Source organism: Mesorhizobium sp. M1312, from assembly GCF_040318115.1.
Lineage (GTDB): Bacteria > Pseudomonadota > Alphaproteobacteria > Rhizobiales > Rhizobiaceae > Mesorhizobium.
Genome location: NZ_JAMYLQ010000029.1, coordinates 79,149 through 105,242 on the forward strand (window position 1 = coordinate 79,149; position 26,094 = coordinate 105,242).

General features: G+C 63.5%; 22 protein-coding genes and 2 pseudogenes. 11 read left to right on the forward strand and 13 right to left on the reverse strand.

The genetic code is table 11. The annotated features are described in order from the left end of the window. Positions 1–42: 42 nt before the first annotated feature. Positions 43–222 (reverse strand): hypothetical protein, encoded by a 180-nt coding sequence (locus NKH36_RS27055; protein WP_352960142.1) that lies wholly within the window; start codon positions 220–222, stop codon positions 43–45. A gap of 128 nt (positions 223–350) precedes the next feature. Between NKH36_RS27055 and NKH36_RS27060 the strand changes: the two are divergent. Beyond that, a pseudogene (locus NKH36_RS27060) lies at positions 351–926 on the forward strand (NRAMP family divalent metal transporter); the annotation flags it as partial. A gap of 581 nt (positions 927–1,507) precedes the next feature. Next, positions 1,508–1,684 carry a hypothetical protein gene (locus NKH36_RS27065; protein ID WP_023799002.1) on the forward strand — a complete coding sequence of 59 codons (177 nt, stop codon included), beginning with the start codon at positions 1,508–1,510 and terminating at the stop codon, positions 1,682–1,684. Positions 1,685–2,564: 880 nt separating this feature from the next. Here the strand turns inward: NKH36_RS27065 and NKH36_RS27070 are convergent. Both NKH36_RS27070 and NKH36_RS27075 read right to left on the reverse strand, forming a co-directional pair. After that, complete coding sequence (locus NKH36_RS27070) at positions 2,565–4,910, reverse strand: SAM-dependent methyltransferase (protein ID WP_352960139.1); 2,346 nt, start codon at positions 4,908–4,910, stop codon at positions 2,565–2,567. A gap of 107 nt (positions 4,911–5,017) precedes the next feature. Next, complete coding sequence (locus NKH36_RS27075) at positions 5,018–5,755, reverse strand: protein-L-isoaspartate(D-aspartate) O-methyltransferase (protein ID WP_352960137.1); 738 nt, start codon at positions 5,753–5,755, stop codon at positions 5,018–5,020. Between the two features lie 684 nt (positions 5,756–6,439). Between NKH36_RS27075 and NKH36_RS27080 the strand changes: the two genes are divergently transcribed. After that, positions 6,440–6,982 carry a dihydrofolate reductase family protein gene (locus NKH36_RS27080; RefSeq protein ID WP_352960135.1) on the forward strand — a complete coding sequence of 181 codons (543 nt, stop codon included), beginning with the start codon at positions 6,440–6,442 and terminating at the stop codon, positions 6,980–6,982. A gap of 251 nt (positions 6,983–7,233) precedes the next feature. Here the strand turns inward: NKH36_RS27080 and NKH36_RS27085 are convergent, their stop codons facing one another. Beyond that, positions 7,234–8,142, reverse strand: coding sequence for a LysR family transcriptional regulator (locus NKH36_RS27085; protein WP_352960133.1), 909 nt, complete (start codon positions 8,140–8,142; stop codon positions 7,234–7,236). Positions 8,143–8,312: 170 nt separating this feature from the next. Here NKH36_RS27085 and NKH36_RS27090 point away from each other — a divergent pair, with 170 nt between their 5' ends. From NKH36_RS27090 to NKH36_RS27100, 3 genes and pseudogenes are all read left to right on the forward strand, one after another. Then, on the forward strand, positions 8,313–9,209 hold the full coding sequence (locus NKH36_RS27090) for an MBL fold metallo-hydrolase (protein ID WP_352960131.1): 897 nt from the start codon (positions 8,313–8,315) through the stop codon (positions 9,207–9,209). 402 nt (positions 9,210–9,611) lie between these two features. Continuing rightward, positions 9,612–10,368 (forward strand): annotated as a pseudogene (locus NKH36_RS27095) (CapA family protein); the annotation flags it as partial. 105 nt (positions 10,369–10,473) lie between these two features. Continuing rightward, the gene (locus tag NKH36_RS27100; RefSeq protein WP_352960217.1) at positions 10,474–10,674 is read left to right on the forward strand and encodes a hypothetical protein; all 201 of its coding nucleotides are present in this window, start codon (positions 10,474–10,476) and stop codon (positions 10,672–10,674) included. 17 nt (positions 10,675–10,691) lie between these two features. On the opposite strand, the gene NKH36_RS27105 is transcribed toward NKH36_RS27100, so the two are convergent. Next, positions 10,692–11,123 carry a c-type cytochrome gene (locus NKH36_RS27105; protein WP_352960129.1) on the reverse strand — a complete coding sequence of 144 codons (432 nt, stop codon included), beginning with the start codon at positions 11,121–11,123 and terminating at the stop codon, positions 10,692–10,694. Positions 11,124–11,214: 91 nt separating this feature from the next. Beyond that, complete coding sequence (locus NKH36_RS27110) at positions 11,215–11,574, reverse strand: hypothetical protein (RefSeq protein WP_352960127.1); 360 nt, start codon at positions 11,572–11,574, stop codon at positions 11,215–11,217. 378 nt (positions 11,575–11,952) lie between these two features. Here NKH36_RS27110 and NKH36_RS27115 point away from each other — a divergent pair, with 378 nt between their 5' ends. Next, on the forward strand, positions 11,953–13,104 hold the full coding sequence (locus tag NKH36_RS27115; RefSeq protein WP_352960125.1) for a helix-turn-helix transcriptional regulator: 1,152 nt from the start codon (positions 11,953–11,955) through the stop codon (positions 13,102–13,104). Positions 13,105–13,114: 10 nt separating this feature from the next. Here the strand turns inward: NKH36_RS27115 and NKH36_RS27120 are convergent, their stop codons facing one another. Further along, the gene (locus NKH36_RS27120; RefSeq protein ID WP_352960123.1) at positions 13,115–13,816 is read right to left on the reverse strand and encodes a response regulator; all 702 of its coding nucleotides are present in this window, start codon (positions 13,814–13,816) and stop codon (positions 13,115–13,117) included. 292 nt (positions 13,817–14,108) lie between these two features. Between NKH36_RS27120 and NKH36_RS27125 the strand changes: the two genes are divergently transcribed. Continuing rightward, positions 14,109–16,772, forward strand: a complete 2,664-nt coding sequence (locus tag NKH36_RS27125) for a hybrid sensor histidine kinase/response regulator (RefSeq protein ID WP_352960121.1) — start codon at positions 14,109–14,111, stop codon at positions 16,770–16,772. Beyond that, positions 16,769–17,482, forward strand: a complete 714-nt coding sequence (locus NKH36_RS27130; protein WP_352960119.1) for a response regulator — start codon at positions 16,769–16,771, stop codon at positions 17,480–17,482. Before NKH36_RS27125 ends, NKH36_RS27130 begins: the two co-directional genes overlap by 4 nt. Positions 17,483–17,523: 41 nt before the next feature. On the opposite strand, the gene NKH36_RS27135 is transcribed toward NKH36_RS27130, so the two are convergent. Further along, positions 17,524–18,234, reverse strand: coding sequence for a cation efflux transmembrane domain-containing protein (locus tag NKH36_RS27135; protein ID WP_352960117.1), 711 nt, complete (start codon positions 18,232–18,234; stop codon positions 17,524–17,526). A 316-nt stretch (positions 18,235–18,550) separates the two neighbouring features. Between NKH36_RS27135 and NKH36_RS27140 the strand changes: the two genes are divergently transcribed. Together NKH36_RS27140 and NKH36_RS27145 are read left to right on the forward strand one after the other, a co-directional pair. Continuing rightward, on the forward strand, positions 18,551–19,000 hold the full coding sequence (locus NKH36_RS27140) for a hypothetical protein (RefSeq protein ID WP_352960115.1): 450 nt from the start codon (positions 18,551–18,553) through the stop codon (positions 18,998–19,000). A 95-nt stretch (positions 19,001–19,095) separates the two neighbouring features. Continuing rightward, entirely contained in the window at positions 19,096–19,959 is an 864-nt protein-coding gene (locus NKH36_RS27145) for an ADYC domain-containing protein (protein ID WP_352960113.1), read from the forward strand. A gap of 47 nt (positions 19,960–20,006) precedes the next feature. Here the strand turns inward: NKH36_RS27145 and NKH36_RS27150 are convergent, their stop codons facing one another. The 5 genes from NKH36_RS27150 to NKH36_RS27170 form a co-directional block, all read right to left on the reverse strand. After that, positions 20,007–20,891 carry a patatin-like phospholipase family protein gene (locus NKH36_RS27150; RefSeq protein ID WP_352960111.1) on the reverse strand — a complete coding sequence of 295 codons (885 nt, stop codon included), beginning with the start codon at positions 20,889–20,891 and terminating at the stop codon, positions 20,007–20,009. 20 nt (positions 20,892–20,911) lie between these two features. Next, complete coding sequence (locus NKH36_RS27155) at positions 20,912–22,162, reverse strand: M16 family metallopeptidase (RefSeq protein WP_502912120.1); 1,251 nt, start codon at positions 22,160–22,162, stop codon at positions 20,912–20,914. Between the two features lie 262 nt (positions 22,163–22,424). Further along, entirely contained in the window at positions 22,425–23,789 is a 1,365-nt protein-coding gene (locus NKH36_RS27160; protein ID WP_352965226.1) for a M16 family metallopeptidase, read from the reverse strand. Positions 23,790–23,886: 97 nt separating this feature from the next. Next, complete coding sequence (gene rsmD, locus NKH36_RS27165) at positions 23,887–24,441, reverse strand: 16S rRNA (guanine(966)-N(2))-methyltransferase RsmD (protein ID WP_352965228.1); 555 nt, start codon at positions 24,439–24,441, stop codon at positions 23,887–23,889. Further along, positions 24,422–26,094: pseudouridine synthase (locus NKH36_RS27170; protein WP_352965230.1), on the reverse strand; the 1,673-nt coding region annotated here is incomplete at its 5' end. The genes NKH36_RS27170 and rsmD, both read right to left, overlap by 20 nt.

Below are 26,094 nucleotides of genomic sequence, written 5' to 3' on the forward strand. Positions count from 1 at the left end.
CCTACACCACAAGCGGACCTACTGCTTCCGGCCCCATTGCGGTCATTCAGGGGCCGCTTGGCGCTGGTCTGCCGATTGCCCCGGCAGATTCTGACTGGACTGCTGCGGCTGGATGGCAGCTTTGCGCCTCATCTCGGCCGTAGAGAACAGCTTTGCCACCGCCTGAAAGCAGACCTTGCCGGGGACCACGCTGGAGGTCGTGGTCGCGCCACTACCGGTCATTCGCAGCGCGCCTCGTTACCTGACCTTCAGCCACCGGCCGGAGTCGACCCCCTTTCGCGGACACTGGTTGTAATCCGGATAGGAGAACACAGGATAAAGGTTCATGATGCTAACATTCCGATTATTAGCCCGCCCAAGGCCCGGCTGCTCTTGAACGTATAAGCTTCGACACGATGGCCGGGATGGCAGCCTCGAACATCGTCGGCTTGGCGATTATTCTGACCGCGGCGTCCACGCTGCACCCGGGCGGCATCACCGAGATAGAAACCTCGGCACAGGCGGCGGAAGCGCTGCGCCCTCTTGCCGGCCCCCTTGCTTCGACGCTCTTCGCCCTGGGCATCGTCGGCACGGGCCTCCTTGCAGTGCCTGTTCTGGCCGGCTCGGCAGCTTACGCGATCGGCGAAGCGCTACGCTGGCCCATCGGGCTGACGCGAAAGCCCATGAAAGCAAAAGCCTTCAACGGAACAATCATGCTCGCGACCGTGATCGGGGCGGTGCTCAACTTCACGCCGATAAATCCGATAAAGGCGCTTGTCTGGACGGCGGTGATCAACGGCATCGTCGCCGTTCCGGTCATGGGGATCATGATGTATTTCGCCACACGCCGGGATGTGCTCGGGCAGTTCGTCGTCACCGGGGTGCTCAAATGGCTTGGATGGCTGACCACCGTCGTGATGGCTGTGGCTGTTGTAACGATGGGGGTGGCCCCTTCGCCTGACGTGCCGGGCGTAGGAGGGGCCCGATTCCCTGGCAAATCAAATTCGGTCAATCTGCGCGGCCTGCCTGCATGTCCTTCACAGTATTTGACGATCGGGCGAGCCGTTTCGTTGGTCAGCGTTAGCCATTCCGGCATGATGCCCGATCCAACCGCTCGACTACGCCGTCAGGCGTGAGGGATGCCTGCGGGGCAAAGATGCAGCCGATTGCGCAGCGAGCCGATGGGAAGGCCTCTGATCGCTGAGCCGGCTGTGGAATTCAAATGCCGATTACGCGGGTCGATCCCACGCTGCGGAAACCGGGTTGGACATCACCGCGTCCATCTTGCCCACCTGGACCGGGGCCTGAGCTTGGCGGCATGGCGGAGTTGCTCCCAATTGATCGCATCTTCGACTATCCGGCCATCTTGGCATTCCGTCGAACGCGTTCATCGACGCACCCATTTTCCTTCGTTCACGCGTGAGATGTGCGATCGATTCCATTTCGGAGCCGGCCATGCTTATTTTCCTTGGCTACTGGAACTTTCAGTGAGAGCGCATGTTGGTTTCCCAGCTATGGGAGAGAAACCATGAACAAGGATGAAGTGAAGCGCTCTGCGAAAAGCGGCGAAGTTAAGGCAAAGCCTGGCAAACCGGCTGGTGACAAGAAAATGAGTGCCGGCGGAACTGCCGGCAAGCTTGACGAAAGCACCAAGAAGGGCCTTGGGAAGACCGAGGACAAGATCAAGGATCGTCTCAAGGGTTAATCAGACGTCAGGGCCGCAACCGTATCGCGGCCCTGCTGCCTAGACCCTTACATTCGGATCCGTTGACGGTCACCGACCGCAGCACCTACACAGCCTGTTCTCACCCGCATCAGTGACTTCAGGCTTGTCGGTCATTTGCACTTGCCAAGTACACGGAACTCGCGACCTTGTTCGGCGGCGATGCCGGTTTCCCGCACCAAGCCTTGGATATGCATTAAGGTCGGACTTAGAGCGCTAAACAACTCTGCCGAGTTGGGACGTCAATGGCCGATTCTGCACAACCTATCTGTCTGAAACTGCCGTTTAGAACTTCACCTGGCGGCATCGATTTCGCGACCTCTTCCGGTCGCGACGTGCAACTCTACCAACCTCCGGCGACAGTGAAAATCGTCTCCTGTGCGGCTACTGAAGAGGCGATTCTTGAAAACGGAACATCCCTACATTGTCGCAGTTTACATTAGTGTAAGGTAAACAAGAGAACCGGGCCATGGGCCGAACCCTGCTGGTTTTCTCGGCGCTAATGCTCTCCTTCGCTCAGGCGGGAGCGCAGGAATGGCAGCAGTTCGGGATCGAAAGGTTTGGGTTTGTTTTCGACGTGCCGCCCGAGTTCGAACTGTTGCATCGTTCAAAGGACGGCGATGGCGCGGCCTTCCAATCCCCCGACGGAGCCTCCTCGCCGTCTGGGGCACCGACGTCTCCGAAAGCGACTTCCTGCCTCAGGTCAAGAAACAGATCAGTCAGGACGAAAAAGAGGCTGGAAATTCATCTATCGGCGGCTGACGCGTGAATGGGCAAGTTACTCGGGGATCAAAGACGACCAGATCCGATATGTCAGGGCATAACGGTTGCGGCGATCGCGCCGCCATGGCAGTGAAGAACTTCAGGACCGGAAAGGGATCATGGTTCGGATCGTGAGCCGATTTGCTAGCAAGGCTGGGGCGACAAGATAAAGGACCACGGCGATCATCACGACGCCAGAGAACCCGACATGCATTGCAAGCAGCGTGGCGAGAATCGCGCTCAGCACGGACGCACAGCCGTTGATTCCCCACGCCCAGGGAATGAATGTCTCCGAACGCGCGCCGACATGCCCGAGGCCGAGGGGAAACGGCATGCCCATAAAAAGAGCGAGCGGCGCTATGAGAAGGAGCGCGATCGCGATCTTAGCGGCGTCCGGGACCGCCAGCAGCCTTTCGAATACTGAGGGCAGCGCGAGAAGGTAGGTGGCAGCCAGGACCGCGATAACCCCGACAGCGAGGGCGATGCCGCGCACCGCCGACCCGCGCCCGACCGCCGCGGCCCAGCGTGCGGCAACGGCGCTACCGAGACCGGCGAATGCGAGGAAGCCTGCAAGCACGACAGCGACAGCGTAGAACGGATGACCGAGGAACAGCACAAAGCGCTGGATGAAGGCGATTTCGATGAAGAGGAAGGCTAGCCCCAAGGCAAGGAAGTAGAGCCCGAAGCGCAGCCGGTGCAAAGCTTTCCCGAGCGCGTGTCTGCGAATCCATAGCGGCAGGAGGATCAGGACGGCGCTGAGGATGGCAGCCTGGACCAGAGTCGTCACGAGGATCAGGTAGCTCCAGTCGAGCATCGCTGCTCCGCCCTGGGTACGCAGGGCTAGGAGTTCGGGCAGGGCGCGCCAGCGGAAGAAGTCGAAGAAGTAGGGCCGATTGTCGGTGGCCGGTGCGATGGCGAACTTGTAGCGCTCGATAAAGTCGGCACGCTCAGGGCCGAGGAGCGCGAGGGCTCCCTCGTAGAGATATTCCTGATCGAGCTGGTTGAAGTGGTTCACGTCGCTCGCGGAGATGCCTGGCACCCAAGAGATGTCGAAGAAGTTCTCGGCCGCGAAGCTGCGAATGGCCGGAATGTCTTCGCCTTTGAAGGGCGACTTGGCGACGAGCAAAGTTGCGGTATTCCAGCTCCGGATCAGCGCCAGGTGCCGGCCCGGCTCGGCCACGCCTTCCGCCTCAAGCGCTGCTATGGCGGTGGCGAACAGCTTAAGGCTGTCACGCGGCGGCACTCGCAGCCATCGTGTGATAGCGACGACACCATCTGGTCCGAGAATCGCGAGGTAATCCCGAATTGCCTCCACGGTATAGGTGTAGTTTTCATGCAAGCTCTGCACGCCGGCCGCGGCCGCGCTGAAGGAATCGAGGAGCGGCATCTGGATCAGGTCGTAGCGCCCGCCGGCAGTCGCAGCGAAGGCGCGCGCCTCGGCCAAATGCAAGCGCAGGTTCGGTCGGCTGAAGATACCGCCAGCGAAGTCGGCGAAGCGATTCCGAGCCAAGTCGATCATTTGCGGGTTGACCTCTACCGCATCCACGGTATCGGCCCCGGCGCGTAGCGCCAGCAGCACCTGCTCGCCGCCCCCGGCGCCGAGGATTAGCACCCGCGGCCGCTCGAGGATGCGGTACGGCAGCGCCGCCGTTGTCCGGTCGAGATAGGCGACCTTCGCCGGATCGCCTCCATAGGCGGTGATCGCCGCAATACTGTCGCCATCGGTGAAGACGGCGAGTTGCGCAGGCGGCTCTTGGGTATTGGCAAGGCTGAGGCCAGGCGCGTAACGGAAGGGGACGGTCGGACTCTCGACAACCGTCAGCAACCCGAGCGGGCTCGACCGCTCCTCGATCACCCGCGCGTTCGGAACCTCCAGGGCTATGCGGAGGCCCTTATACTGCGACATATGCGGCTCGGGGGCCACCCAGGACGGCGGTAGAGATACTGCAACGAACGCCGCTGCCAACCCAAGGCCGCCCGCTGCGAGCCACCGATGGCGGACCATGCCGAACGCGGCAAAGGCAGCCGCCGCGAATGCCAGTGCTGCAACGAAACGCAGCGCCGTAGATGGAAAGACCAGGAACAGGAGCCCGACGATACCCAGCGCACCGATCCCTGCGCCGGCCAAGTCGAAGGCGTAGACGCGTCCGATCTGTCCGGGATGGCGGCAGAAAGCAAGGCCGACGCAGGTCGCGCCAAAGAAGAACGGCAGGATCAGAAGCGCATAGCTGGCCGCGAGCCAACCGAGCTGTCGCGGATCCCAGATGATCTCGAGCGCGTTGAACGGCAGACGTTCGGCGATGGCGAAGCTGGCGACCGCGGTCATGCCGAACAGCGCTGCCGACGCCGCGAAAGCAGCCGGGTAGCGCTCCACTAGCCAGCGCTGGGCAAGCGCAATGAACGTACCGCTCGCGCCGAAGCCCAAGAGCGCGATGCTGATGATCATGTAGGCAAAATGGTGCCATTGAACGATCGAAAACAATCGCATCAGCAGCAATTCATAACCGAGAACCGCTGCCGAAATGAGACCGACTGGTAGCATGCGGCCCGCTCTCACCGGGAGGGACCTCCCCGCAGCGGAACGAAGCTCACCGGGAGCAGCTGCCGGGTCGTGATGCCTCCGTCTCGTCGCTTCTCGACGAGCATGAGAAACTGGGTGGCAAAGGGGCCTCCCACGGGGATGACCATCCGACCTCCTTCAGCGAGCTGCTCGACAAGCGGCGGCGGGATATGGCTGGCAGCCGCGGTCACTACGATGCCGTCGAAGGGCGCGTGCTCAGGCCAGCCGTAGTAGCCGTCGTCCACCTTCACCTCGACGTTGTCGAAGCGGGGCACCGCAAGTCGTGCCGCTGCCCTCTTGCCCAGTTCCGGGATAATTTCGATCGAGTAAACCTTGGCGGCGAGGGGCGACAGGACGGCTGCCTGATAGCCCGAGCCGGTGCCGATCTCGAGGACGGTGTCGCCAGGCCGGATATTGATCAGGTCGGTCATAAGCGCGACGATAAAGGGCTGCGAGATCGTCTGACCGTGCCCGATCGGCAGGGGCCGGTCATGATAGGCCGCGCCGCGCTGCGCCTGGGGTATGAAACGGTCGCGCGGCACCGTGCCCATCGTCTTGAGCACCGCCGGATCGATACTGTGTGCCCCGGAGCGGGCGTGTCCCTTTATCGTCTCGATCATGGCCGCACGCTCGGCTGCGCGGTCCTGGGCGGGCGCCGATGTCGAAACGAAGGCGGCGACACTCGCGAGAAACGCGGCCAGCAACGCTCGGCACTGGGCTAGAGCACTCATGAACCTCTCCTGGCCCACGACGTCGAGAACAAAGGCAGCGGCCATTTGAAGCAAACGCCGCTCCGATCTCACACCAAACATGTCGCGGCACCAGGTCCGGATCAACCCCGTTGGAGGTTGGCGGTGCGTCAGAAGGCGTCTTCCGCCTCAGGCGGCGACCGCAAATGGGACGGCAAGCAGCCTGACCGCATTACGCATCCTTCACGGGGTACCAAGGACCTCGCGGTTACCTGCCTGCAAGTCCGCTATCCATTTTATTGCAGCCCCTCCGACGAACCGACACGACGGTTCGGAGCGGGTCACGTCAGGACGAAACTTGCACCGACCTAAAGGTCCGCTATTGAGGATCCGAGGCCCGAAGCTGCCAGTCCGCTGTCGGCCCCAAAGGCGACGGTAGAAAATCTGCTTCGTCAATGACTGGTATTGGCGCAGAGCTGCCGATCGCAATCTGAAGTGTGGACGTCGCTTTCGGGTCAAAAGCGGCCATCGCGGACAACCAAGCACCGACTGCCCACCACCGCTTCGCGCTTCTCCTACCGGTTGGAATTGGCGCCGGGCTCCAGGTCGACTGAGATCGACGCTTGTGTCTGACACCGACCAAAAGAACAACAAAGCGCCGCGTTATTTTTCACCAAGCTGTCGCAAAAGGCCCGCGCGGTTCGTCCTCTGACAAAGGAGTGCGTCATGCGAAAGCTCATCGTTACCGAATTCATCAGCGTCGATGGCATTGCCGAGGTCGAGAAGCTGCCTGAGGTGACCTGGAACGACGAAATGCAAAGGTTCAAGGAAGACGAGCTTGCCGACAGCGGCGCCATGCTGCTGGGGCGCACGACCTTCGAAATTTTCGCCGGCTCATGGCCCAATGAAACCGGAGACTTCGCCGACCGGTTCAACGCGCTGCCGAAATATATCGCGTCGACGAGCTTGAAGGCGCTCGACTGGAAACCGGCCGAGTTGCTGAAGGGCGCATTGCCGGAAGCGGTCAGGGAACTGAAGCAAGGCAGCGGCGGCAACATCTATGTGCATGGCAGCCTGAGCGTCGCGCAGGAGTTGCTGCGCCACGGCCTGGTCGACCGCGTCAGGCTGCTCATCTATCCCGGCGCCGTCGGCCAGGGCAAGAAGCTGTTCCCGCCCGGCGAGCAAGTGCCGCTCGAGCTGATTTCGGCCACGTCATTCAGCAACGGCGTGGTGGCGCTTGAGTATGCGCCTGTGACGGGGAAGTCGTGATGGCGCGTAATGGTGCATGTACGATTTTGTTGATAAGCCGGCGGGACAGCGCCCCTCGGGCCTGCCCCCTTTTCCACCACTTGGCATCTCCTCCACAGGGAGATCGGCAGTTCGGGGCGTTGGCACTCATCCTGCAACGCCGGTGATTGGCGAAGGCGCCAATGACGGCCAATCTCCCCCCTTGAGGGGGAGATCGGCAGCTTCGGCCTCGGCGCGCTGAGCGTTTCGGCCATCAGCGCCTCGCCCGAAGCTTACAGCACGCCCTCCCCGACCGGCCCCGTCTTCTGCTCAGCCGCAATCAGCATCTCAACAAACCTAGTCACCTTGGGCGGGCGGAAGCGCGCGGCGGGGTAGACCGTGTAGATGCCGCCGGAGGGCAGCCGCCACTCCGGCAGGATCTGGACGAGCAGCCCTGAGGCCAGCTCAACTCTCACCAAAAAATCCGGCAGCACCGATAGACCGGCGCCGGCGCGGACGGCGGCCAGCACTGCCGGCGTTGCGTCGATGGCGATCGTTGCCTGCATGCGAACCGCTTGATGCTCGTCGTCGCCGCGCGAAAATTGCCACAGCAGCGGTTCGCGCAGCGCCATGTTGGCGACGAAGGGCAGTCTGGCCAAGTCTTGCGGCTCGCCGGCCGTGAACCGCCCGGCGAACTCCGCCCCGTACACCATGAACTGCCTAAATGTGCCGATCCGTCGTGCCTGGAGGCTGGAATCGGCCAGCCAGCCGACGCGGATCGCCACGTCCATTCCACCGGAAGCCAGGTCGATGGTCTCGTCGCCCAGCGTCAGCTCCACCCGGCAGGCGGGATAGCGCGCGCTGAAAGCGGCGACCACCGGCACCACCGCCGATGTGCCGTAGTCGTTGGGCGCGGCGATGCGCAGCGTGCCGGTCGGCTCGGCGGCCGCCTGCGCGAGCTCGTCGAAGGCATCCTCGGCCTGCTGCAGGATTTTTAGGCACCGGGCATGGAATGTCCGGCCGGCCTCGGTCGGATGGACGCGCCGCGTCGTGCGGATCAGCAGCGTCATTCCCAAGTCGCGCTCCAGCCGCGCCACCTGCTGGCTGACGACCGCCTTGGTGATGCCCAGCCGCTCGGCGGCCCGCGTGAAGGAGCCGGCATCGACCACCGCGGCGAAATAGGCCAGCCGGTTCAGGTTCATGCGTGGCTCATGGCAAATGCGACCTCATTGTCAGGAAATGGCATACATTACGTCTATTTTGTTGGCCTTCAATACGCATTCCGCCTCTGCCATCTTCCTGAGATCGAAGCTGCGCGCGGGAGATGCGCTCGCCTCGCCCGATATGCGCATTCTCACCCCAGGAGACATCAATGTTCACACGGAGAGCCATCATGAAAACCACCCTCGCCGCCGGCGCCGGCGCCGTCTTCGCTCCCGCCGGGCTTGGCCGTGCAGCCGCAGGCCTTTCCTGGAAACATTATCCTGCAGGCGAAAACGGCTTCTTTCGCGCCCCGGTGCTGATCACCGGCGCCTCCGAGGCGCTGCTGATCGACGGCGGTTTCACCTATTCTGACGGCCGCGCCGTGGCCGAGGCGATCAAGGCGACCGGCAAGACGCTCACCACCATCTATGTCAGCCAGTCCGACCCGGACTATTATTTCGGCCTCAAGCCGATCAAGGAGGCTTTCCCGCAGGCGCGGGTGATCGCCGCCGCCGAGACGGTGGCCGCCATCAACGGCAGCGTCGACAAGAAAATCGCCGTTTGGGGGCCGCAGCTCAAGGAGAACGGCCCGCAGGCGCTCGCCGATATCGTCATCCCCGAGATGTTCGGCGGCAAGACGCTCACTGTCGATGGCGAGACCATCGAGATCGTCGACGCGGAAGGCCTCGCCAACCGGCGCTATCTCTCGGTGCCGTCGCTGAATGCGGTGTTCGGCGGGGTGATGATTTTTTCCGGCGTGCATGTCTGGACCGCCGACACGCCGACCAAGGAACAGCGCGCCGCCTGGCTCGCCAATCTCGAAAAGATCGCCGCCGCCAAGCCTGAAATCGTCGTGCCCGGCCACATGACGCCGCAGGCAGCCACCGACCTTTCGGGCGTCGAGCACACCAAGGCCTACCTCATTGCCTTCGAGGAAGAGCTGGCCAAGGCCAAGGACGCGGCCGCGCTAAAGGGTGCTATGGAGGCCCGCTTCCCCGGCCTCGGCATGGGCGTCGCGCTTGACATCGGCTCCAAGGTCGCCACCGGCGAGATGAAGTGGGGCTGAGGGCCAATCTCGATCTGATCCGGGCGACCTGAGAAGGGTCGTCGTAGGAGGAGAACGGCGGCAAATTGTCGACGTCGCGCTGCCCCTCATCTGCCTGCCGGCACCTTCTCCCCGTATAGTGACGGGGAGAAGAACGCCTTCGTGAACGATTTCGCCAATCGCCAACGTTGCAGGCGCCGAGGTTGCGGCAGTGCCCCTTCTCCCCGTCTCTATACGGGGAGAAGTGCCCGGCAGGGCGATGAGGGGCAGCGCAAACCTGGGGTGATTGCCCCTTCTGGAACCCTTGGGGTCACTGGGTGTTGGCACGGAGGAGATCCGAGAGCGATGCCGCAGATCGCGAACAATGCCGCCGCCGGACGGCCCGTTCGAAGCAGCGCAAAACTGTTCCTGTGCGGCGATGTCATGCTCGGGCGCGGCATCGACCAGATCCTCGCCAGTCCGGGCGATCCGCACCTTAGCGAGCGCTATGTCAAATCGGCGACGACCTATGTCGAGCTTGCCGAACGCGTCAATGGCCCGATCCCGAGAAAGGTCGACGACGCGTATGTCTGGGGCGATGCGCTCAGCAAACTGGACCGAGAAGCGCCCGATGCGCGGATCATCAATCTCGAGACCAGCATTACCACCAGCCTGTCCTTGGCGCCCAAGGGGATCAACTACAAAATGAACCCGGCAAACATCGGCTGCCTGGTGGCGGCGCGGGTAGACTGCTGCGTGCTCGCCAACAATCATGTGCTCGACTGGGATGAGCCCGGCCTTGTCGAAACCCTTGACACGCTCCGGCTTGCCGGCCTCGCCTATGCCGGGGCCGGGCTTGACGCGGACGAAGCGGCCGCGCCTGCCGTCATCGACCTGGCCGGCGGAGGCCGCGTGCTCGTCTTCGGCTTCGCGCTCGAGACGAGCGGCGTTCCACCTTCATGGGCAGCCGGAGCCTATAAGCCTGGGGTGAACCTGCTGGCAGATGTCTCGGCCCGCTCGCTCGCGCAGATCGCCCGATCCGTGCAGGCTATAAAACGGCCCGGCGATCTCGCAGTGGCCTCGATCCACTGGGGCAACTGGGGCTACCAGGTCGCCGCCGAAACGCGCGCTTGCCCACGCTCTCATCGATGTTGCAGGTTTCGACGTCGTGCATGGGCATTCCTCCCACCATCCCAAGCCGATCGAAGTCCACAACGGCCGGCTGATCCTCTATGGCTGCGGCGACGTCCTCACCGACTATGAGGGGATAACAGAGTACGAAACCTTTCGCGGTGAACTTGCGCTGATGTACCTGCCGCGGCTCGCGATACCGGGCGGTACGCTTGTTTCGCTCGACCTCGTGCCGTTCCAGCTCGCCAAGTTCCGGTTAAACCGCGCCCTGCGCGAAGATGCCGCCTGGCTCGCGGCCATGCTTGAGCGCGAGTGGTCGCCTTTTGGCACTCATGTGGCGCACGGGAGCGATAACCGTCTCACCGTCGTTTGGTGAGCTGGCAGCCTGAGGCACTAAGGTTGAAGTCTCTCAGGCCGACCTCGGCCAAGCGCACCGTCGGCGCGGGCCTGCAGGTAGGCGTAGATGTCGTCGATGTAAGGAGCGACGTTGGGGTCGTCGGCGAAGCCCTTCATCACCGAAGGGCCGCTGCGCACGCCGTCGCGAACATTGCGCCGGAAGACCTCGAGGTCGGGCAGCCGGTCGACAAGGGCCGAGGCGAAGGTCGAGCCCATGCCGTCGGGGCCATGGCAGTGATTGCAGCTGCCATGGTAGCGACGGAAGCCGTTATAGGTCCGCGCATCGACCTTGCCGTCGACAATTTCGTAGAACTTGCCTGAGGCCAGCTCGGCTTGCGAAGACGCGCCGACTCCGGCGGCGACGGCAAGGACGACGACAGCCGGCACCAGCCATGGAGACATCGTCTGTCGCCCAAGTTGCAGGCTCATCCAGCGCCGCCGCAACGCGCATGCCCCCGGATCACGCAACCCTCGATCACGCTACCCTCGCTTACTCGACCCCCAATCACTCGACTTGGGATCAGTCAACGGCGGCCTTCGGAGAAGAAACCACGATCCCGTCTATCGGATGCGGGCTGACGACAAGCTTGCCGCCAACGCGCAATATCTCGACGATCTGGTCCGACTCTCCCAGTTTTCCCGGCACGGAGAGCGCGACCTTCTGGTTCTCGGTCAGTATCGCCACGAAACGCACGGGCAGGCCAGCCTCGCCCTGCGCGATTGTGGTGACCACCCGATAACCGTCCTCCTCGGGCGTGTAATAGACGACACCAAGGAAGCCGGCGAGATCGATGCTTTCAGCCTTCATGGCTCCAAGCTCGCCGGCATGCGCGGGCATCGCCGCCATGCAAAGTGCTGCAAAAGCAATGTACCTGTACATAATGCTGCTCCATCCAGAATTGTCCGGGACGAGCCCGGCTTAAGATTTCAGCAATAGGAGGTCGCGCGCCGTGATAGTTGGCGCACGCAGGCAGAATTGTTGATTAGTCCCCCCCGCTGCATCACAGTGGCGAAGGCCCGCGAGCCGAGAACGCGCTGAACCCCACTTGTTGTCACAGTTAAGTGTGACGTTCTTCTGAAGTAAGTGTGACGTTCTTCTGAAGCGCGAGTATTTCACCGCCCGGCTGCTTGCGCATCCCCTGTTTGGGGGAGATAATCGGAATTTAAGCGATCGCTAAAATTTGGAGAGGCGAGAGCACCTGTGAGAGCGCGCGGCTTTCCGTGTCGGACGCGCTGTCGACATGCGGGGGGGCCTTCGATGGCCAAGGCATTGTCGCATCATGATCTGTCGAAGCTGATCGGCTCGATCTACGATTGCGCACTCGACCCGGGGCGATGGGAGCACGCGCTGGCTGGGATCAGGGATGCGCTTAACGCCCAGACAGCGGTTCTGCACCTTGACGACCTCACCAACGATCGGCTGCTGATCTACAGGACCGTGGGAATAGAGCCATACTGGCTGGAGCAACAGGCGAAACATATCCCCGAGATCCATGCCCGGCTGATCGAGGATCTCTCGACATGGCCTTCGCTCGATGTGCCGCATGTGGTCTCACGCCATACCCCTCAAATCTACCTGGAGACCTCCCGATATTTTCAGGAGTGGCTGAAGCCGCAAGGTCTGATCGACGTCATGTCGTTCTTCCTGATCCACACCCCTACCCGTCTTGCCGGCTTCGCCCTTGCCCGGCATGAGCGGCAAGGCATTATCACCGAGCGCGAAATCAAGCTTGGCGGACTGTTGCTGCCGCATGTGCGCCGTTCGGCGATAATCAGGAACATGCTCGACATCGGCACTGTCGAGCGCGCAGGAATGGCCGAGGCGCTCGATGCGCTCACATGCGCCGTGGTCCTCACCAATGAACGTGGCGCCGTCCTGCACGCCAACCGCTCGGCCAAGCACATGCTGCGGAGCGGCGGCTCGATCCAGGATGTCCGGGGCATTCTGCAAGCGAAGATCCCGTCGGCTTCCAGGGAGCTTCACAGCGCCATCATGCTTGCGGCTCAGGATGAGGCCAGCATCGGCAAGACAGGGCTTGCCGTCCTCCTCACCGAACCCGGCCTGCCGCCCGTCTTCGCCCGCGTGCTGCCGATGGCCGGCGGCGACCTGCGCGCCGGCATGGAACTCGCGGCGGTAGCCGCGGTGTTCATCGGCAATGCACCGGACGAGCATGACGCCGCCGGAATGCTGGCGAGAGCCTTTGGGCTTACGCTGGCCGAAACCCGCGTGCTCGCCAGCCTTGTGGCCGGGCACACCTTGGCCGAGACCGCCGCCAGCCTTCACATTGCCAACGCGACCGCCAAGACGCATCTCGACAATATCTTCCAGAAGACCGGCGCCTCCCGTCAGGCCGATCTGATGCGCCTTGTCATGCAGATCGTTCCGCCCGCGGGGCAGCCTGGTCCCTGATCACACTCATTCACCGTCTTGGATACAGGTATCCCACACCACGGATCGTCTTGATCAGTTCCGGCTTGGCTGGGTCCTTTTCGAGCCGGCGGCGTAGCCGGGTAATGCGGCTGTCGATGCTGCGGTCGAACGGCTCGTCGCCCCTGGGCGGCGCAAGATCGAGCAATTCGTCGCGACCAATGACCTGGCCGGCCCGGGTGGCGAAGGCCGCCACCAGATCGAGCTCCATCGGCGTCAGCGGAATGGCTACGCCGTCGGCGTCGATGAGGTTCCTCGCGCGAGCGTCGAACACATAGGTTCCGAAGGCGAATTGCCCGGCCGGCAAAGCGTCGGCACCGTTCGCCCCCTTCGGCATGCGTCTGCGCAGCACCGCGGCGATCCGCGCTTCCAGCTCGACCGGTGAAAACGGTTTTGCCAGATAGTCGTCGGCGCCGATCTCGAGGCCCGCCACCTTGTCGAACACCGAATCGGCACCGGTGAGCATAAGGATGCCGGTGTCGTGATGTTCACGCAGCCAGCGGGCCAGGCTAAAGCCGTTCTCGCCCGGCATGTTGAGGTCGAGAACGACAAGATCGGCCTTCGCCGCCGCGATCGCCTCGCGCAATTCGGCGCCGCCGGACGCCATCCGTATGCGGTAGCCTTTCGACTGCAGATAGTCGGCGATCATGAACGCCACGTCGGTCTCGTCGTCCACGACAATGATGTCGGCCATGCGTTCCCCCGCGGCGAGCGACGGCCAAACCTACAGGCCGCATTCGCCCCGGGTCAATCGCAAGCGCAGCCTCATCTGCTGCCGATTTCTGGCGGGTTCGACACATTTGAAACAATAGAAGCCGGGAAATCGGGCGTACGGCATCATTGTGAAACATCCTTGCGGTTATATTCAACGACGTCGGGCAGATGGCCGGGCAGGCCAGCTTGACAGGCCGTGGGCCGTTCAGTCCACTGGCCCGCGCGGGAACAGCAACCGTCGTGACGGCGCATCCGTCTGTGGAGACCTCGCCGTGCCGACCTCCTCGAAGCTGTCCAGGCATTACGCGTTGCTGATGGCGGACTGCGTTTTGCCGCTGCTCGTGCTTGTCGCCGGCATCGGCTTCTATCAGTCCTACGCCAATCAACAGTCTTTTGTTCCCTATGCGGTCATTTTGGTCGGTTCGCTTGTCTGCGTATTCGCTTTGCACAGAGTGCTGCTGAGGGAGATCGTCGATCCTGCGACCTTGCTCGTCGACCATGTCCGCTCCGGCGCCGCCGGCGGGCCCACCGACAACCCCGGCGCCGCCGTCAAAAGCTCGACGCTCTGGCAGCCCTGGATCGACATGGCTTCTAGCATCTTCGCCGAAAACCGCACTGCCTTGCGCGAACTGGCCGACAGCGAGCAGCGTTACCGCAATGTTGTCGAGGCACAGACGGAATATATCATCCGGGTCGCGCCGGACGGGCGCATGAGCTTCGCCAATGACGCTTATTGCCGCCTTGTCGGCAAGACACGCGAAGAGTTGCTGCGCCCGGACTGGCACTATTTCAACTCGTTTTCCGCCGATTTCGGCAGCTTCGACGAGATCATCGGTCGAGTGACCCCCGAACGCCCGGTTTGCGAGGTGGAAGAGGCCGGCGCCCTAAGCGATGGCCGCGAGGTCCATATTCATTGGACCGATCGCGGCATCTTCGACGAAAGCGGCAAGCTCATCGAAATACAGTCGATCGGACGCGATGTTGCCGAACAGAAACTCGCCCGTCAGGCACTCGAGGCCAGCGAGCAGCGCTACCGCAGCGTGGTCGAACTGCAGACCGAATTCGTCGTCCGGATGTCGCCGGAGGGCCATTTGAGCTTCGTCAACGACGCCTATTGCCGGGCGTGCCGGATGACGCGCGAAGAGCTTCTCGACCCGTCCTGGTGCGAACTCGATGTGCTGCCGCCCGACGAAAGGCGCAGGTTCCTGGACCACCTTGCCCGCCTGACCCCGCAGGCGCCGGATGCCAGCATGGAACTTGTCAATGCAATGCCCGATGGTGCGCGCCGATGGCTCGCCTGGAACGATCATGGCATTTTCGACAGCGACGGGCGCCTTGTCGAAGTGCAATCCGTCGGCCGCGATATCTCAGACCGCGTCCTGGCCGAGCAAGCCAGACTGGAGGCCGAAAAGCTGTTGGCCGAAAGGGAGGCGCAGTTTCGCGCCGTCGCCGAAGGCGTGCCGCTGCCGATCATCATCTCGGCAATCGAAGGCCCCGAAATCCTGTTCGTCAACGAACCGGCGCGCAAGGTACTCGGCGTCGAGGTCGGCCAGATCGGAGCCGAAGCGACGTCGACCTGGGAAGACCTCTCACGACGCGAGGCTCTCCTGCGGCTTTTGCTGAGAGATGGAATCGCCGACGCATTCGAAGCCGGCATGACCAATATGCAGGGGTCGAGAATCGATACGCTGGTTTCGGCCCGCCTGATCACGCAGGCCGGTCGTTCGGCCATGCTTGCGGCAGTCACCGACATTACCCGCCAGCGCGAGGCCGAGGCGGAGATCGCAAGCCAGCGCGAGACGCTGTACCAGTCGGAAAAACTCGCCGCTCTCGGTTCGCTGCTGGCCGGCGTGGCGCATGAACTCAACAATCCGCTGTCGGTCGTCATCGGCTACAGTTCGATGCTGAAGGAATTCGCGACGGACGAGGCGACCGTGGGGCGCGCCGACAAGATCCACGCGGCGGCCGAGCGATGCTCGCGCATCGTCCGGACCTTTCTGGCGATGGCCCGCAAGAAACCGCCGACACGGGGCGCCGTCGACATCAATGAAGTCGTCGTCGGTTCGCTGGAACTTGCCGCCTACAGCCTGCGCTCGGCCGGGATCGAGATCCGCACCGAACTGGCGGAACCGCTTCCCAATATCTGGGGCGACAGGGACCAGCTTCATCAGGTGGTCACCAACCTAGTGGTGAACGCGCAGCAGGCTTTGCTGCAGGTCCCGCACCCGCGGCGGCTGACCATTGTCACGACCGGAGAAGACGATGTCGTCGAGATCATTGTCGCCGACAATGGCCCAGGCATGCCTGAGATGGTCCGCGCGCGTGCTTTTGAGCCTTTTTACACGACCAAAATGGCCGGCGAAGGCACCGGGGTCGGGCTATCTGTCTGCCAGGGCATCGTGACTGCCCACGACGGCAGCATAGAACTGGATTCGACGCAGGGCGGCGGTGCACGGTTTACGATCCGGCTTCCGAGCGGCCGAGCCGAGACGCTCGCTCCGCCCGAAGCTGCCGGCAGGATGCCGCCTGCGCCCTCGGCCGCGCGAATTCTGGTGGTCGACGATGATGCCGACATTGCCTCGATGATCGCCGAGATGCTGCGCCGCGATGGCCACGACGTCACCATCGCCGACGACGCGAATGCCGCCCTCAAGGCTGTGCGTGAGGAAGGAATCGACCTTCTGATCAGCGACATACGCATGCCCGGCCTCGACGGCCCCGGCCTTTACCGCGCGCTGGAGCAGTTGCGTCCGGGACTCGCCAGCCGGCTGCTGTTCGTGACCGGCGACACGCTGGCACCCGAAATCGATCGCTTCATCGGCGAGACGGACGCGCCGGTGATCGAGAAACCGCTCGATCCGCAGACCTTTCGCAGGCTCGTGATGGAACGCCTAAGGGCGATGGAAACCAGCGCAATGGAAGAGGCCGAAGCGTGACAAAACAGAAATTGCTCATCGTCGACGACGAAGCGCCGTTGCGCGAGATGCTGTCGGATTACCTGCTCATGCACGGCTTCGATGTCCGATCCGTTCCGGATGGAGCGGGAATGCTGACCGAACTCGACCGCTTTAGCCCCAACCTAGTCATTCTCGACGTCAATCTCATCGGCGAAAGCGGCTATGACCTCGCCCGCGAAATTGCAAAGCAGAGCCGCGCCGGCATCCTGATGCTGACCGCCGTCGGTGACCTGCCGCATCGGCTCGAAGGTCTTGCCGCCGGCGCCGACGACTATATGGCCAAGCCGTTTGAGCCACGCGAACTTCTGGCACGTGTCAGGAGCGTCATCCGACGCCTGGGCGAGGAAGAGCGGACGCCTGAGGACCGCATCCGTTTCGGGGGCTGCGTCCTCGATATGGACGGCCGCACGATGGTCGACTTGGACGGCGTCGACGTGCAGTTGACGTCCATGGAATTCGACCTGCTATGCGTCTTCGCGCGCCATCCCCGGCAGGTATTGTCACGCGACCAGCTGTGCAGGCTGGCGCACAACCGCGATCTCGAGCCGGGCGACCGGAGCATCGACATCCGCATCACGCGACTGCGCAAGAAGTTCGAGACCGAACCCGACACTCCGACCGTCCTGGTGACGGTTCGCGGCGAAGGCTATGTCTACGAACCTGCTTACGATGAGGCGCGACGCCGCTAGATAGGAGCTTCAAAGAGGGTGAGCCGTCCAGCTGGTACGGTTCATGACCTTGCCTTACACGTCGGCTTGCGCGCCCGGCGATATTCCCGTCGCAGGCTTCGGACAGTGTCCCGCACGACAGGAATGGTCCAGCGCGCGGTCATCGTCGCAATCAGCAGCCCGGCAACCGGGTCGATGAAGCGGGCCATCAACGTGCCTTGCCAACTCATGGCTGTTGCGAGCGACGCGGCGATGAGCAGGTTCGACGAGAGCTTGTCCGAGAAGAGGAAGATTTGTGCGCGTGCCAGCGCAGAAGCGGCAAGCCTGTTGCGGGCCTTCCATCGGCGTAGTATCCACAGGTTGATCACCGCGTAGGCCAGGTTCAGGTTCATGGCGAGAAAAACGCCTTGGCCGTGGGGTTCGACACCGCCGGCCACGATCCGCTGGACCGCGATGCCGGCGACGACAGCCATTGAAAGGCACATGCCCAGTGCGGCGAACGCATTGGCGAGCGTCTCGGCCAAGGCCGCCTGACGCTTGTGGCTGACGCCCTCGTCCCTGCGGCCGCCAGCCACAATCGCGACGGTGACCAGCACCAGCATGTCCATCAGCGTCAGCGCGAGATCGGCGCGGATGGTCAGCGACGTGGACGTCGCCGCTGCGTATGCCGTCAGCAGCAGGCCTGGGGTGCCCGCCAGAACCGCCAGACGCGCCGTTTGGGCGGCCGTGGGCTCGCCGCTCGATCGGTCATTGGTTTTTCGCAAAGGTTGCATCGCCAGAAATCTCCTCGTTTCTGGCGACACCGATGACGCAGGGATGTTGCGCGGATTTGCCGATTTGCCGGCTGAAGGTTTCCTTTGTGTCGCCGCGCCGTGCGCGCACAGCGATTGTCGTCATTGGGCATGCGGACGCGAGCCGTCATGCTGTTGGCATCGCGACGTTCGCTGATCAGGCGCGCTGCCCGGATCGCAACAACTGAAACAATTCGGACGGGTTTCGGCATTGGTCCGAAACAGCCGGGAGCCAAAAGCCACGCCATGGAGCGAACCCGATGGGATGGCTCCGCTGAAAATGAAAAAGGAAATCGAGATGAATCGCTTCAAGACTTACCTTGCTGCTGCCTCGGCAATGGTCTGCCTCGCCTCACCGGCCAGCGCCGACTGGCCGGTCACCACCGGGAACGGCAAATCGCTGAACGGCCTGAGGCAGAATTCGCTGACCAGCAACTCGTTGACCAGCAATTCGCTGACCAGCAATGCCATTTTCGCCAACGGCCTCGGCGTCCTTGCGCTAAACGGCGTGCATGCCGACGGCATCGTTCTGGCGAAAAGCCTCGCTCCGACCGGCAAGTCTGTCATTGATCCGAACGACCGCTCCGTCATCGACCCAAGCATCCGCGGTTTGCCGGCTGTCCAGAAAGGCAATGTCCAATCCTCGACCGCCGCTAAGAAAAGCAGCGGCCTTCCGTCTGGCCAGCACGGCACCGGCAGCAGCGCCGGGACCAACCATGACAGGCCGACCGCCACTCCGAGGCGTTAAGGTCCGGCGTTCGTCGTCAATGGAACGGATGGCGTTGTGCTGTCCGTTCTCGTTGGCCGCGTTTCATCAGCAAAACCTGCCGTCAGGAGCCAACAATGTCAGCCCACAGAAACCGCCGCGCCCATATCGGCCGCCACACCTTAGTCGCCGTCGCCGCAGCCATTTCCAGCATGGCCGCGGTGCCCCATGCGGAGGCCGGGACCAGGCCCGCGATCAGTTCGATCTCCGTTGTTGGCACAAGGTTCGAGGTGACGACGGAAGATGGTCGCATTGTCGCTCAAGAGCATCTCGTCGGCGCCGTTCTGACGATTGCCGACGGACAAGACCGGATGCCGCTGCGCATCGACGCGGTCGAGGCCGATCCGAGGAATCCGGATGGCGCGATCATGCTCTACGCCATGTCGACCCGCGACCGGGCTAGCGGTGCATGGCGCAACATCTGCGAACCGGACATCGAGGGTCGGCGCATGGGCTTCCCGCTTGCCGGCACCTGGACGCAGGACGGTCGCCATTTGCCGTCCGATACGGCGTTCAGCATTACCTGCACCGGCGGCGCGCAGGCGAAATGCGCGCGCTTCGGATATCGGCCCTGGGAGACGTCCCCGGACGGCACACCGCTCTGGGATCATCATCAGGCATGCACCCGCATGATCCGCGCCGATTATTGCGGCGATGGCGTTGGCCACACCCGGAACGGGACTCCGATCGTCATCTTCGACCGCAAGGGCATTCAACAGGACGAGGCCGCGCCTGATATGTCGTTCGAAGCGGCGTGGGGTGCCGACGGTGCGCTTTGCGTCAGCCACACGAGAATACCCGACGTGCTGACCATGGAGGGACTGGCGGCGATCTGCCCGGGCGTGCGGCAACAGCCGCGAACAGCGTGCGAAAGCCGTGCCGGGGCGCTGATCCTCAACCGTTCGATCGACCGGCGAACGGTTCAAGCCCCGGCGGAATAGTCATATCGCGAAAGGTCTGCTGAACTTATCGGAGTGGCCACCAGGCGTCAGACTTTCCGCGCCACGCCCCCCACCTGCTTGGTGCGCTTGCCCGTGTCGACCTTGGCCCGCGCCTCCACCGCCTTCTCGATCTCCCGCTTCAGCTCGTCTTTGATATCAGCCGTTTCGGCCATCAAGGCGTCGATCTTCATGAAATCGAGCACGCGGTATTTCGACACCGCCGGCCTGACCAGTATGTCCGGCTGGCACTGCCTCAGCTTGGCGGCGATGATTGACTGCATCATCAATTGCGTGGCGCCGAACATCAGGTCGACGGAGGTCGGATATTTGCGCCCGCCTTTGGTCGGCGCGCCAACGACGTCGACGGCGATGATGATGTCGGCGTCGTGCTCGATCAGGTCGAACGGCACCGGATTGTAGATGCCGCCGTCGATCAGCAGCCTGCCGTCGCGCATCACCGGGCGGAATACCGCGGGAATAGCCGCAGAGGCGGCAAGCGCTGAATGCAGGTCGCCGTCGCTAAGCACGGCGAGCTTATGGCCGAAGAAATCCGTGGCCGTCACCTTCAGCGGTATTTTCAGCTCGGCGAAGCTTTCGGGTATGGCGTCGGGCATGAATGCCTTGAGGATGCGCTCGACATTGAACTGGGTGACACGCAGCCCGCCCTGCAGCGCCTCGGCAAAGGTCCCTGGCCGCGCCCGCCACATGCGCGCCGCCACCTCGGCGCGGCGGCCGAGGATCGAGCGCATGTAGTCGTGAATGTCGCTGCCGGCCATGCCCGAAGCCATGCCGGCGCCCATGATGGCGCCGATCGATGAGCCTGATATCGCGACCGGCCTTATACCCAGTTCGTCCAACGCCTCGATGACATGGATATGCGCCAGCCCGCGCGCGCCGCCGCCGCCGAAGGCGATGCCGAAGCTCGGGCTCATCCCTTGCCCGCCATTTGGGCTCATTCCTTCTTGGCTTCGCCGACCTTCGGCCCGACGATCATGATGGCCGGCTCGGCGGAGAGCAGCTTTTTCGCTGCCGCCTTGACCTGATCCAGCGTCACCGCGTTGATGAGGGCGGCGCGGCGCTGCATGTAGTCGATGCCGAGCTTGTCGAGCTGCAGTTCGAGCAACGTCGCGGCGATGGCGCCGGAGGAGTTCAGATTGTTGATGGCATAGGCACCGATCAAGTATTTCTTGGTCGCCCCCAGTTCCGCTTCGGTCGGCCCCTCTTGCGCCATGCGCCTCACCACCTCGCGCACGACAGCCAACGTCTCTGCCGCCCGGTCAGCGCGGGTCGCTGTGGTGATGGCCAGGGCGTTGGCATGCTGGTGGTCGACCAGGTCGGAGCTGGCGCTGTAGGCCAGGCCGCGTTTTTCGCGCACCTCGTCGAACAGCCGCGAGGTGAAGGCGCTGCCGCCGAGGATCTCGTTCATCAGCACCGCGGCGAAGAAATGCGGCGCACTCCGCTTGACGCCGGGATAGGCCAGTTGCAGCGACGTCTGGGGCTGGTCGTAATTGACCTCGAGCTGCTGGTTGAGTTTCGGATCGACATCGGCGACGGGCGCGAGCGCCTGGTGTTGCGGCAGGTCGCCGAAGACCATATCGAGCTTTTTCTTTAACGTCTCGGCATCGATGGCGCCGACCACCGCCACATGCAGGCCATCGCGAGCAAAGTTCGCCCTGTAAAAGGCGATAAGATCGGCCGGCTTAATCGTGGCGATGCTTTGCCTGGTGCCCTGGTCGGGTCGCGCATAGGGATGGGTGCCGTATAGTGCCTCCAGCCATTTGCGCTGGGCGAGCGTGTCGGGGTCAAGTTCGTTGGCGATGATGCCGGACAGCACCTGGGCGCGGATGCGGTCGATTGGCGCCTGGTCGAAACGCGGCTCGGTGACTGCCAGCCGCAACAGGTCGAACGCCGCGTCGCGCTGCTCGGCCAGCATGCGCATCGAGCCGTAGGTGCCGTCGCGCGACGCTTCGAAGCTCATCTCGGCGCCGACGTCGTCCAGCTTTATCTGGAAGGCCTCGCTGTCAAGATTGCCGGCGCCCTCGTCGAACAGGCCGCTCATCAGATTGGCAAGCCCTTCCTTCCCAGCGGGATCCTGCGTTGTGCCGCCATCGAAGACGAAACGGATGGCGACCAGCGGCACGGAATAGTCCTCCACCAGCCAGGCAGTGATGCCCTTTGACGAGGTCACCTCCTGGATGCTCATGGCCGCACGAGCGGAAAGCGCCGGCAGGACGAGGAAGAGCAGGGAGAGGAGCAGGGTGGCCAAAGGGGCTATGCGCGACCTTCCCTTCTCCCCCTGTGGGAGAAGGTGGCCGAGCGAAGCTCGGTCGGATGAGGGATGTTCCAGCTTGGCATCGATGGCGCTCCGGCCAACACCCCTAGTCCGTCTTGGCGCTACGCGCCAATCCACCTTCTCCCACAAGGGGAGAAGGCAAAACGCGCCGCTAAGCTGGCTCCTCATCAAATCAATTCCCTGCCTGTATCTGCGGCAAGAGATAGCCGGATGTCGAATGGTTGAGATTGAGATAGCGCGCTGCAACGTCCCTGACTTCGTCGGCGGTGACCTTGCGGATGCGGCCCGGCCATTCCTCGACATCCCTGACGCTGCCGCCGGTGGCGAGCGTCGCGCCGTAGATGTTGGCCATCGAATCCTGCTTGTCGCGGGCGAAGATCATCGAGCGGACGAAACGATCCTTGGCCTTCTCCAGCTCGCCTGATGTTACGCCGTCCTTGGCGATGCGGGCGACCTCGGCCTCGACCGCCGCCTGGACATCGACCAGCTTGGCGTCGCCGCGCGGGGCGCCATAGACGGTGAAGTTGGTGGCGTCGAGCATGGTGCCCTGGAAGAAGGCGCCGGCCTCGGCGGCAATGCCTTGCTTGACGACAAGCTGCTGATAGAGCCGGCTGCGGCTACCGCCGCCAAGGATCTCCGCCAGCAGGTCCAGCGCTTCCGCTTCGCCCGGCTTCGCAGTGTGGTAGGACGGAACCACCCATTGCGTCGAAAAGTTGGGCACGCTGACACGCGCGTCAGTGAGCGTCACCGTGCGCCTGGTGTTCTGCTCGGGTTCGACCGGACGGATGCGCGGCGGCAGGTCTGGACCACGCGCAATCTTGCCATACGTCTTTTCGGCCAGCGCCTTGACCACCTCCGGCTCGACATCGCCGGCCACCACCAGCACGGCGTTGTTGGGCGTGTAATATTTGTCGTAGAAAGCCTTGGCGTCGGCGCGGTTCAGCTTCTCCATCTCCTGCATCCAGCCGATCACCGGAATGCGATAGGGCTGATTCTGCCACAGCGTGGCGTCGACCTCCTCGCCGAGCACTGCCTGCGGATTGCTGTCGATGCGCGAGCGCCGTTCCTCGAGAATCACGTCGCGCTCGGTGGCGATGACATCGTCGTTGAGGATGAGGTTGCGCATGCGATCGGCCTCGAAATCCATCATCTGCTCGAGCGCTTGCGGCACCACCGTCTCGTAAAAGGCGGTGTAGTCATAGGAGGTGAAAGCGTTGTTCGAACCGCCGATGGCGGAGACGGCGCGGTCGAACGCGCCGGCCGCGTGATTGGTCGTCGCCTTGAACATCAGATGCTCGAAGAAATGGGCGATGCCGGACTTGCCGGGCGGCTCATCCGCGCTGCCGATCTTGTACCACACCATGTGGGTGACGATCGGCGCGCGGTGATCGGGAATGACGACAACTTCCATGCCGTTGTCGAGCAGGAAATTCGTCACCTTGCCGTCGTTCGGCTTGTTGTCGGCCAGAACCGGGCCGGTCATCACGAGAGCCAGCGCCAAGAGCGTTCCGCGCAGCCATTCAGCCTGAGGTGTCATCAATGGCTCCGGTTGTCGTGGGGTGGGACGATAGGCGGGGATGGCGATACAGGCAAAGTGATTTGTTCGTCATTTTCGCGCGCAAAGGAGGCCGAACTCAGGCGGCTTCGATGAAGCGGATAACCGTCTCGCCATAGCTGCGCTCGTCGACAACCGAAAAGCCCGGCCCCGCCTCGAACGGCGCCATTGCCGCCTCCTCGACGACGCAGAGCCCGCCGGGGGCGAGCCAGCCGCCGGCCTTGGCCGAGCGCAAGGCACGCTCGCCCAGGCCCTTGCCATAGGGCGGATCGGCGAACACTAGGCCGAACGCGGCCATCGTGCCCGCCTCGCCCAGAGCCGTAGCGTCGCGACGGAATATCTTGGTACGCCCGGTGAGGCCGAAGGCCTCGACATTGGTGCGGATCAGGCCGCGCCCTTCCGCCGATTCTTCGATGAAGACGCCATAAGATGCGCCGCGTGACAGCGCCTCGAGACCGAGCGCGCCTGTGCCGGCGAACAGGTCGAGCACGCGCCCGCCGACCAGCCTATCGGGAAAGCGATGCGCCAGCACGTTGAAGACAGCCTCGCGGGTGCGGTCGGTGGTCGGGCGGATGGCGCTTGAGTGGGGCGTCGCCAGCGGACGCCCGCGAAACTCACCGCCGACGATCCGCATTGCCTCCCCTTGATCCCTTGGGGCCGCTGCGCGGCCGGTCGCCGCCGCTATCACTGCTGCCGGAATTTGGGCGTTCGCCACGCGGCTTGCCGAACGGCTTTGCGCCCCCGGGTTTGGCGGGCTTGCCGTAAGACGGCTTGAACGACTTGCGTTCCTTGGCTTCGGCCGCCTTGGCGGCATCGGCGTCCGCCCTGCCCTTGCCGATCGGCCGCGCACCCGGCGCCATCCAGACATTCGCCTTGCGCTGGCCCGGCGGCTCGATCGGACGCTGCTCGCGTTCGGACTTTTTCCCACCGCCCGGCTTGCCGCCAAACCCGCCCGGCCCGCTACGTTCAGATTTGGGGCCGCGATCGCCAAAGCCGCCGCGTTCGGGGCCGCTGCGTTCAGATTTGGGGCCACGCTCACCAAAGCTCTTTTCCGGCCCAAAGCTTCTGCCGGGACTTGTCGACAGCTTGCCCAGCGCCTCGTCGCGGCTGCCTTCGCGGCGTTTGCGGTTCTTGATCAGCCCGCCTTCGCCGATCGGGCGGCGTTCGCCGTCGCGGGTGAATTTCGGCCGCTCCGGTTCCGCTTCCCGCACCGCTTCACGCCGCACCGGCCTGTTGGAAAACGGCTTGGTGATCTCAGCGTCGAAATTGGCGCCGGACTCCTCGACCAGGCGTTCGCCGAGCTGGTCGCGCAGCACCCGGCCCTTGATCTCCAGCACATGGCCCTCGGGCAGGTCGTCGAGCTGGAACGGTCCGTAGGAAATGCGGATCAGCCGTGTCACGTCGAGGCCAAGCGAACCCAGTATGTTCCTGACCTCGCGGTTCTTGCCTTCGCGCAGGCCGAGCGTCAGCCAGGCATTGGTGCCTTGCTCGCGGTCGAGCGTCGCCTCGATGGCGCCGTAGAAGACGCCATCGACGGCGATGCCTTCGCGCAAGCCGGCGAGCGCACTTTCCTCAACCTTGCCGTGGACGCGCACGCGGTAGCGCCTGAGCCAGCCGGTGGCCGGCAGTTCGAGCACGCGCGACAGGCCGCCATCATTGGTAAGCAACAGCAGGCCTTCGGTGTTGATGTCGAGCCGGCCGATGGTCATCAGCCGCGGCAGGTCGGCCGGCAGCACGTCGAAGACCGTCTTGCGGCCCTCAGGGTCACGGTTGGTGGTGACCACGCCGGCCGGCTTATGGAACAGGAACAGCCTGGTGCGCTCAATCGGCGGGATCTCCATGCCGTCGAGATGAATGATGTCGCCGGGCATCACATTGAAGGCGGGTGAGGACAGCACCCGTCCATTGACCTTGATGCGGCCGGCCGCGATCAGCTCCTCGGCATCGCGGCGTGAGGCAAGGCCGGCGCGGGCCAGCCGCTTGGCAATGCGCTCGCCAGCCTCTTCCGTCGCTTCGGCGGGACGCGGGCGCGGCTTGAAGCCGCCTGGTGCCCCCTGGGGTCGATCACCGCCAAAATCGCGCTTGGGCCGGTCGCCGAAGTCGCGCTTGGGGCGATCACTGAAGTCTCCCTTGGGACGGTCAAAGCGCCTTTCGCGGCGCTCGCCTTCGGCAGCCGCCGGCCGGTCGCCGCGCGGCGCGTAAGGCTTGCGCGGACCTTCGCGCTTCTCATAAGGCTTGCCTTCTGGACGCGGCCCTTTGCTGAATGGCCTGTCGCCACTTTTGAAGT

Excerpts from the sequence above, each read along its gene's own strand:
- NKH36_RS27105 (WP_352960129.1), bottom strand. The coding sequence starts at position 11,123 with ATGAGCCTGCAACTTGGGCGACAGACGATGTCTCCATGGCTGGTGCCG.
- NKH36_RS27120 (WP_352960123.1), bottom strand. The coding sequence starts at position 13,816 with ATGGCCGACATCATTGTCGTGGACGACGAGACCGACGTGGCGTTCATG.
- NKH36_RS27145 (WP_352960113.1), top strand. The coding sequence starts at position 19,096 with ATGTCAGCCCACAGAAACCGCCGCGCCCATATCGGCCGCCACACCTTA.
- NKH36_RS27055 (WP_352960142.1), bottom strand. The coding sequence starts at position 222 with ATGACCGGTAGTGGCGCGACCACGACCTCCAGCGTGGTCCCCGGCAAG.
- NKH36_RS27110 (WP_352960127.1), bottom strand. The coding sequence starts at position 11,574 with ATGTACAGGTACATTGCTTTTGCAGCACTTTGCATGGCGGCGATGCCC.
- NKH36_RS27070 (WP_352960139.1), bottom strand. The coding sequence starts at position 4,910 with ATGATCATCAGCATCGCGCTCTTGGGCTTCGGCGCGAGCGGTACGTTC.
- NKH36_RS27150 (WP_352960111.1), bottom strand. The coding sequence starts at position 20,891 with ATGAGCCCGAGCTTCGGCATCGCCTTCGGCGGCGGCGGCGCGCGCGGG.
- NKH36_RS27080 (WP_352960135.1), top strand. The coding sequence starts at position 6,440 with ATGCGAAAGCTCATCGTTACCGAATTCATCAGCGTCGATGGCATTGCC.
- NKH36_RS27065 (WP_023799002.1), top strand. The coding sequence starts at position 1,508 with ATGAACAAGGATGAAGTGAAGCGCTCTGCGAAAAGCGGCGAAGTTAAG.
- NKH36_RS27115 (WP_352960125.1), top strand. The coding sequence starts at position 11,953 with ATGGCCAAGGCATTGTCGCATCATGATCTGTCGAAGCTGATCGGCTCG.
- rsmD (WP_352965228.1), bottom strand. The coding sequence starts at position 24,441 with ATGCGGATCGTCGGCGGTGAGTTTCGCGGGCGTCCGCTGGCGACGCCC.
- NKH36_RS27135 (WP_352960117.1), bottom strand. The coding sequence starts at position 18,234 with ATGCAACCTTTGCGAAAAACCAATGACCGATCGAGCGGCGAGCCCACG.
- NKH36_RS27100 (WP_352960217.1), top strand. The coding sequence starts at position 10,474 with ATGTACCTGCCGCGGCTCGCGATACCGGGCGGTACGCTTGTTTCGCTC.
- NKH36_RS27090 (WP_352960131.1), top strand. The coding sequence starts at position 8,313 with ATGTTCACACGGAGAGCCATCATGAAAACCACCCTCGCCGCCGGCGCC.
- NKH36_RS27075 (WP_352960137.1), bottom strand. The coding sequence starts at position 5,755 with ATGAGTGCTCTAGCCCAGTGCCGAGCGTTGCTGGCCGCGTTTCTCGCG.
- NKH36_RS27160 (WP_352965226.1), bottom strand. The coding sequence starts at position 23,789 with ATGACACCTCAGGCTGAATGGCTGCGCGGAACGCTCTTGGCGCTGGCT.
- NKH36_RS27140 (WP_352960115.1), top strand. The coding sequence starts at position 18,551 with ATGAATCGCTTCAAGACTTACCTTGCTGCTGCCTCGGCAATGGTCTGC.
- NKH36_RS27155 (WP_502912120.1), bottom strand. The coding sequence starts at position 22,162 with ATGAGCATCCAGGAGGTGACCTCGTCAAAGGGCATCACTGCCTGGCTG.
- NKH36_RS27085 (WP_352960133.1), bottom strand. The coding sequence starts at position 8,142 with ATGAACCTGAACCGGCTGGCCTATTTCGCCGCGGTGGTCGATGCCGGC.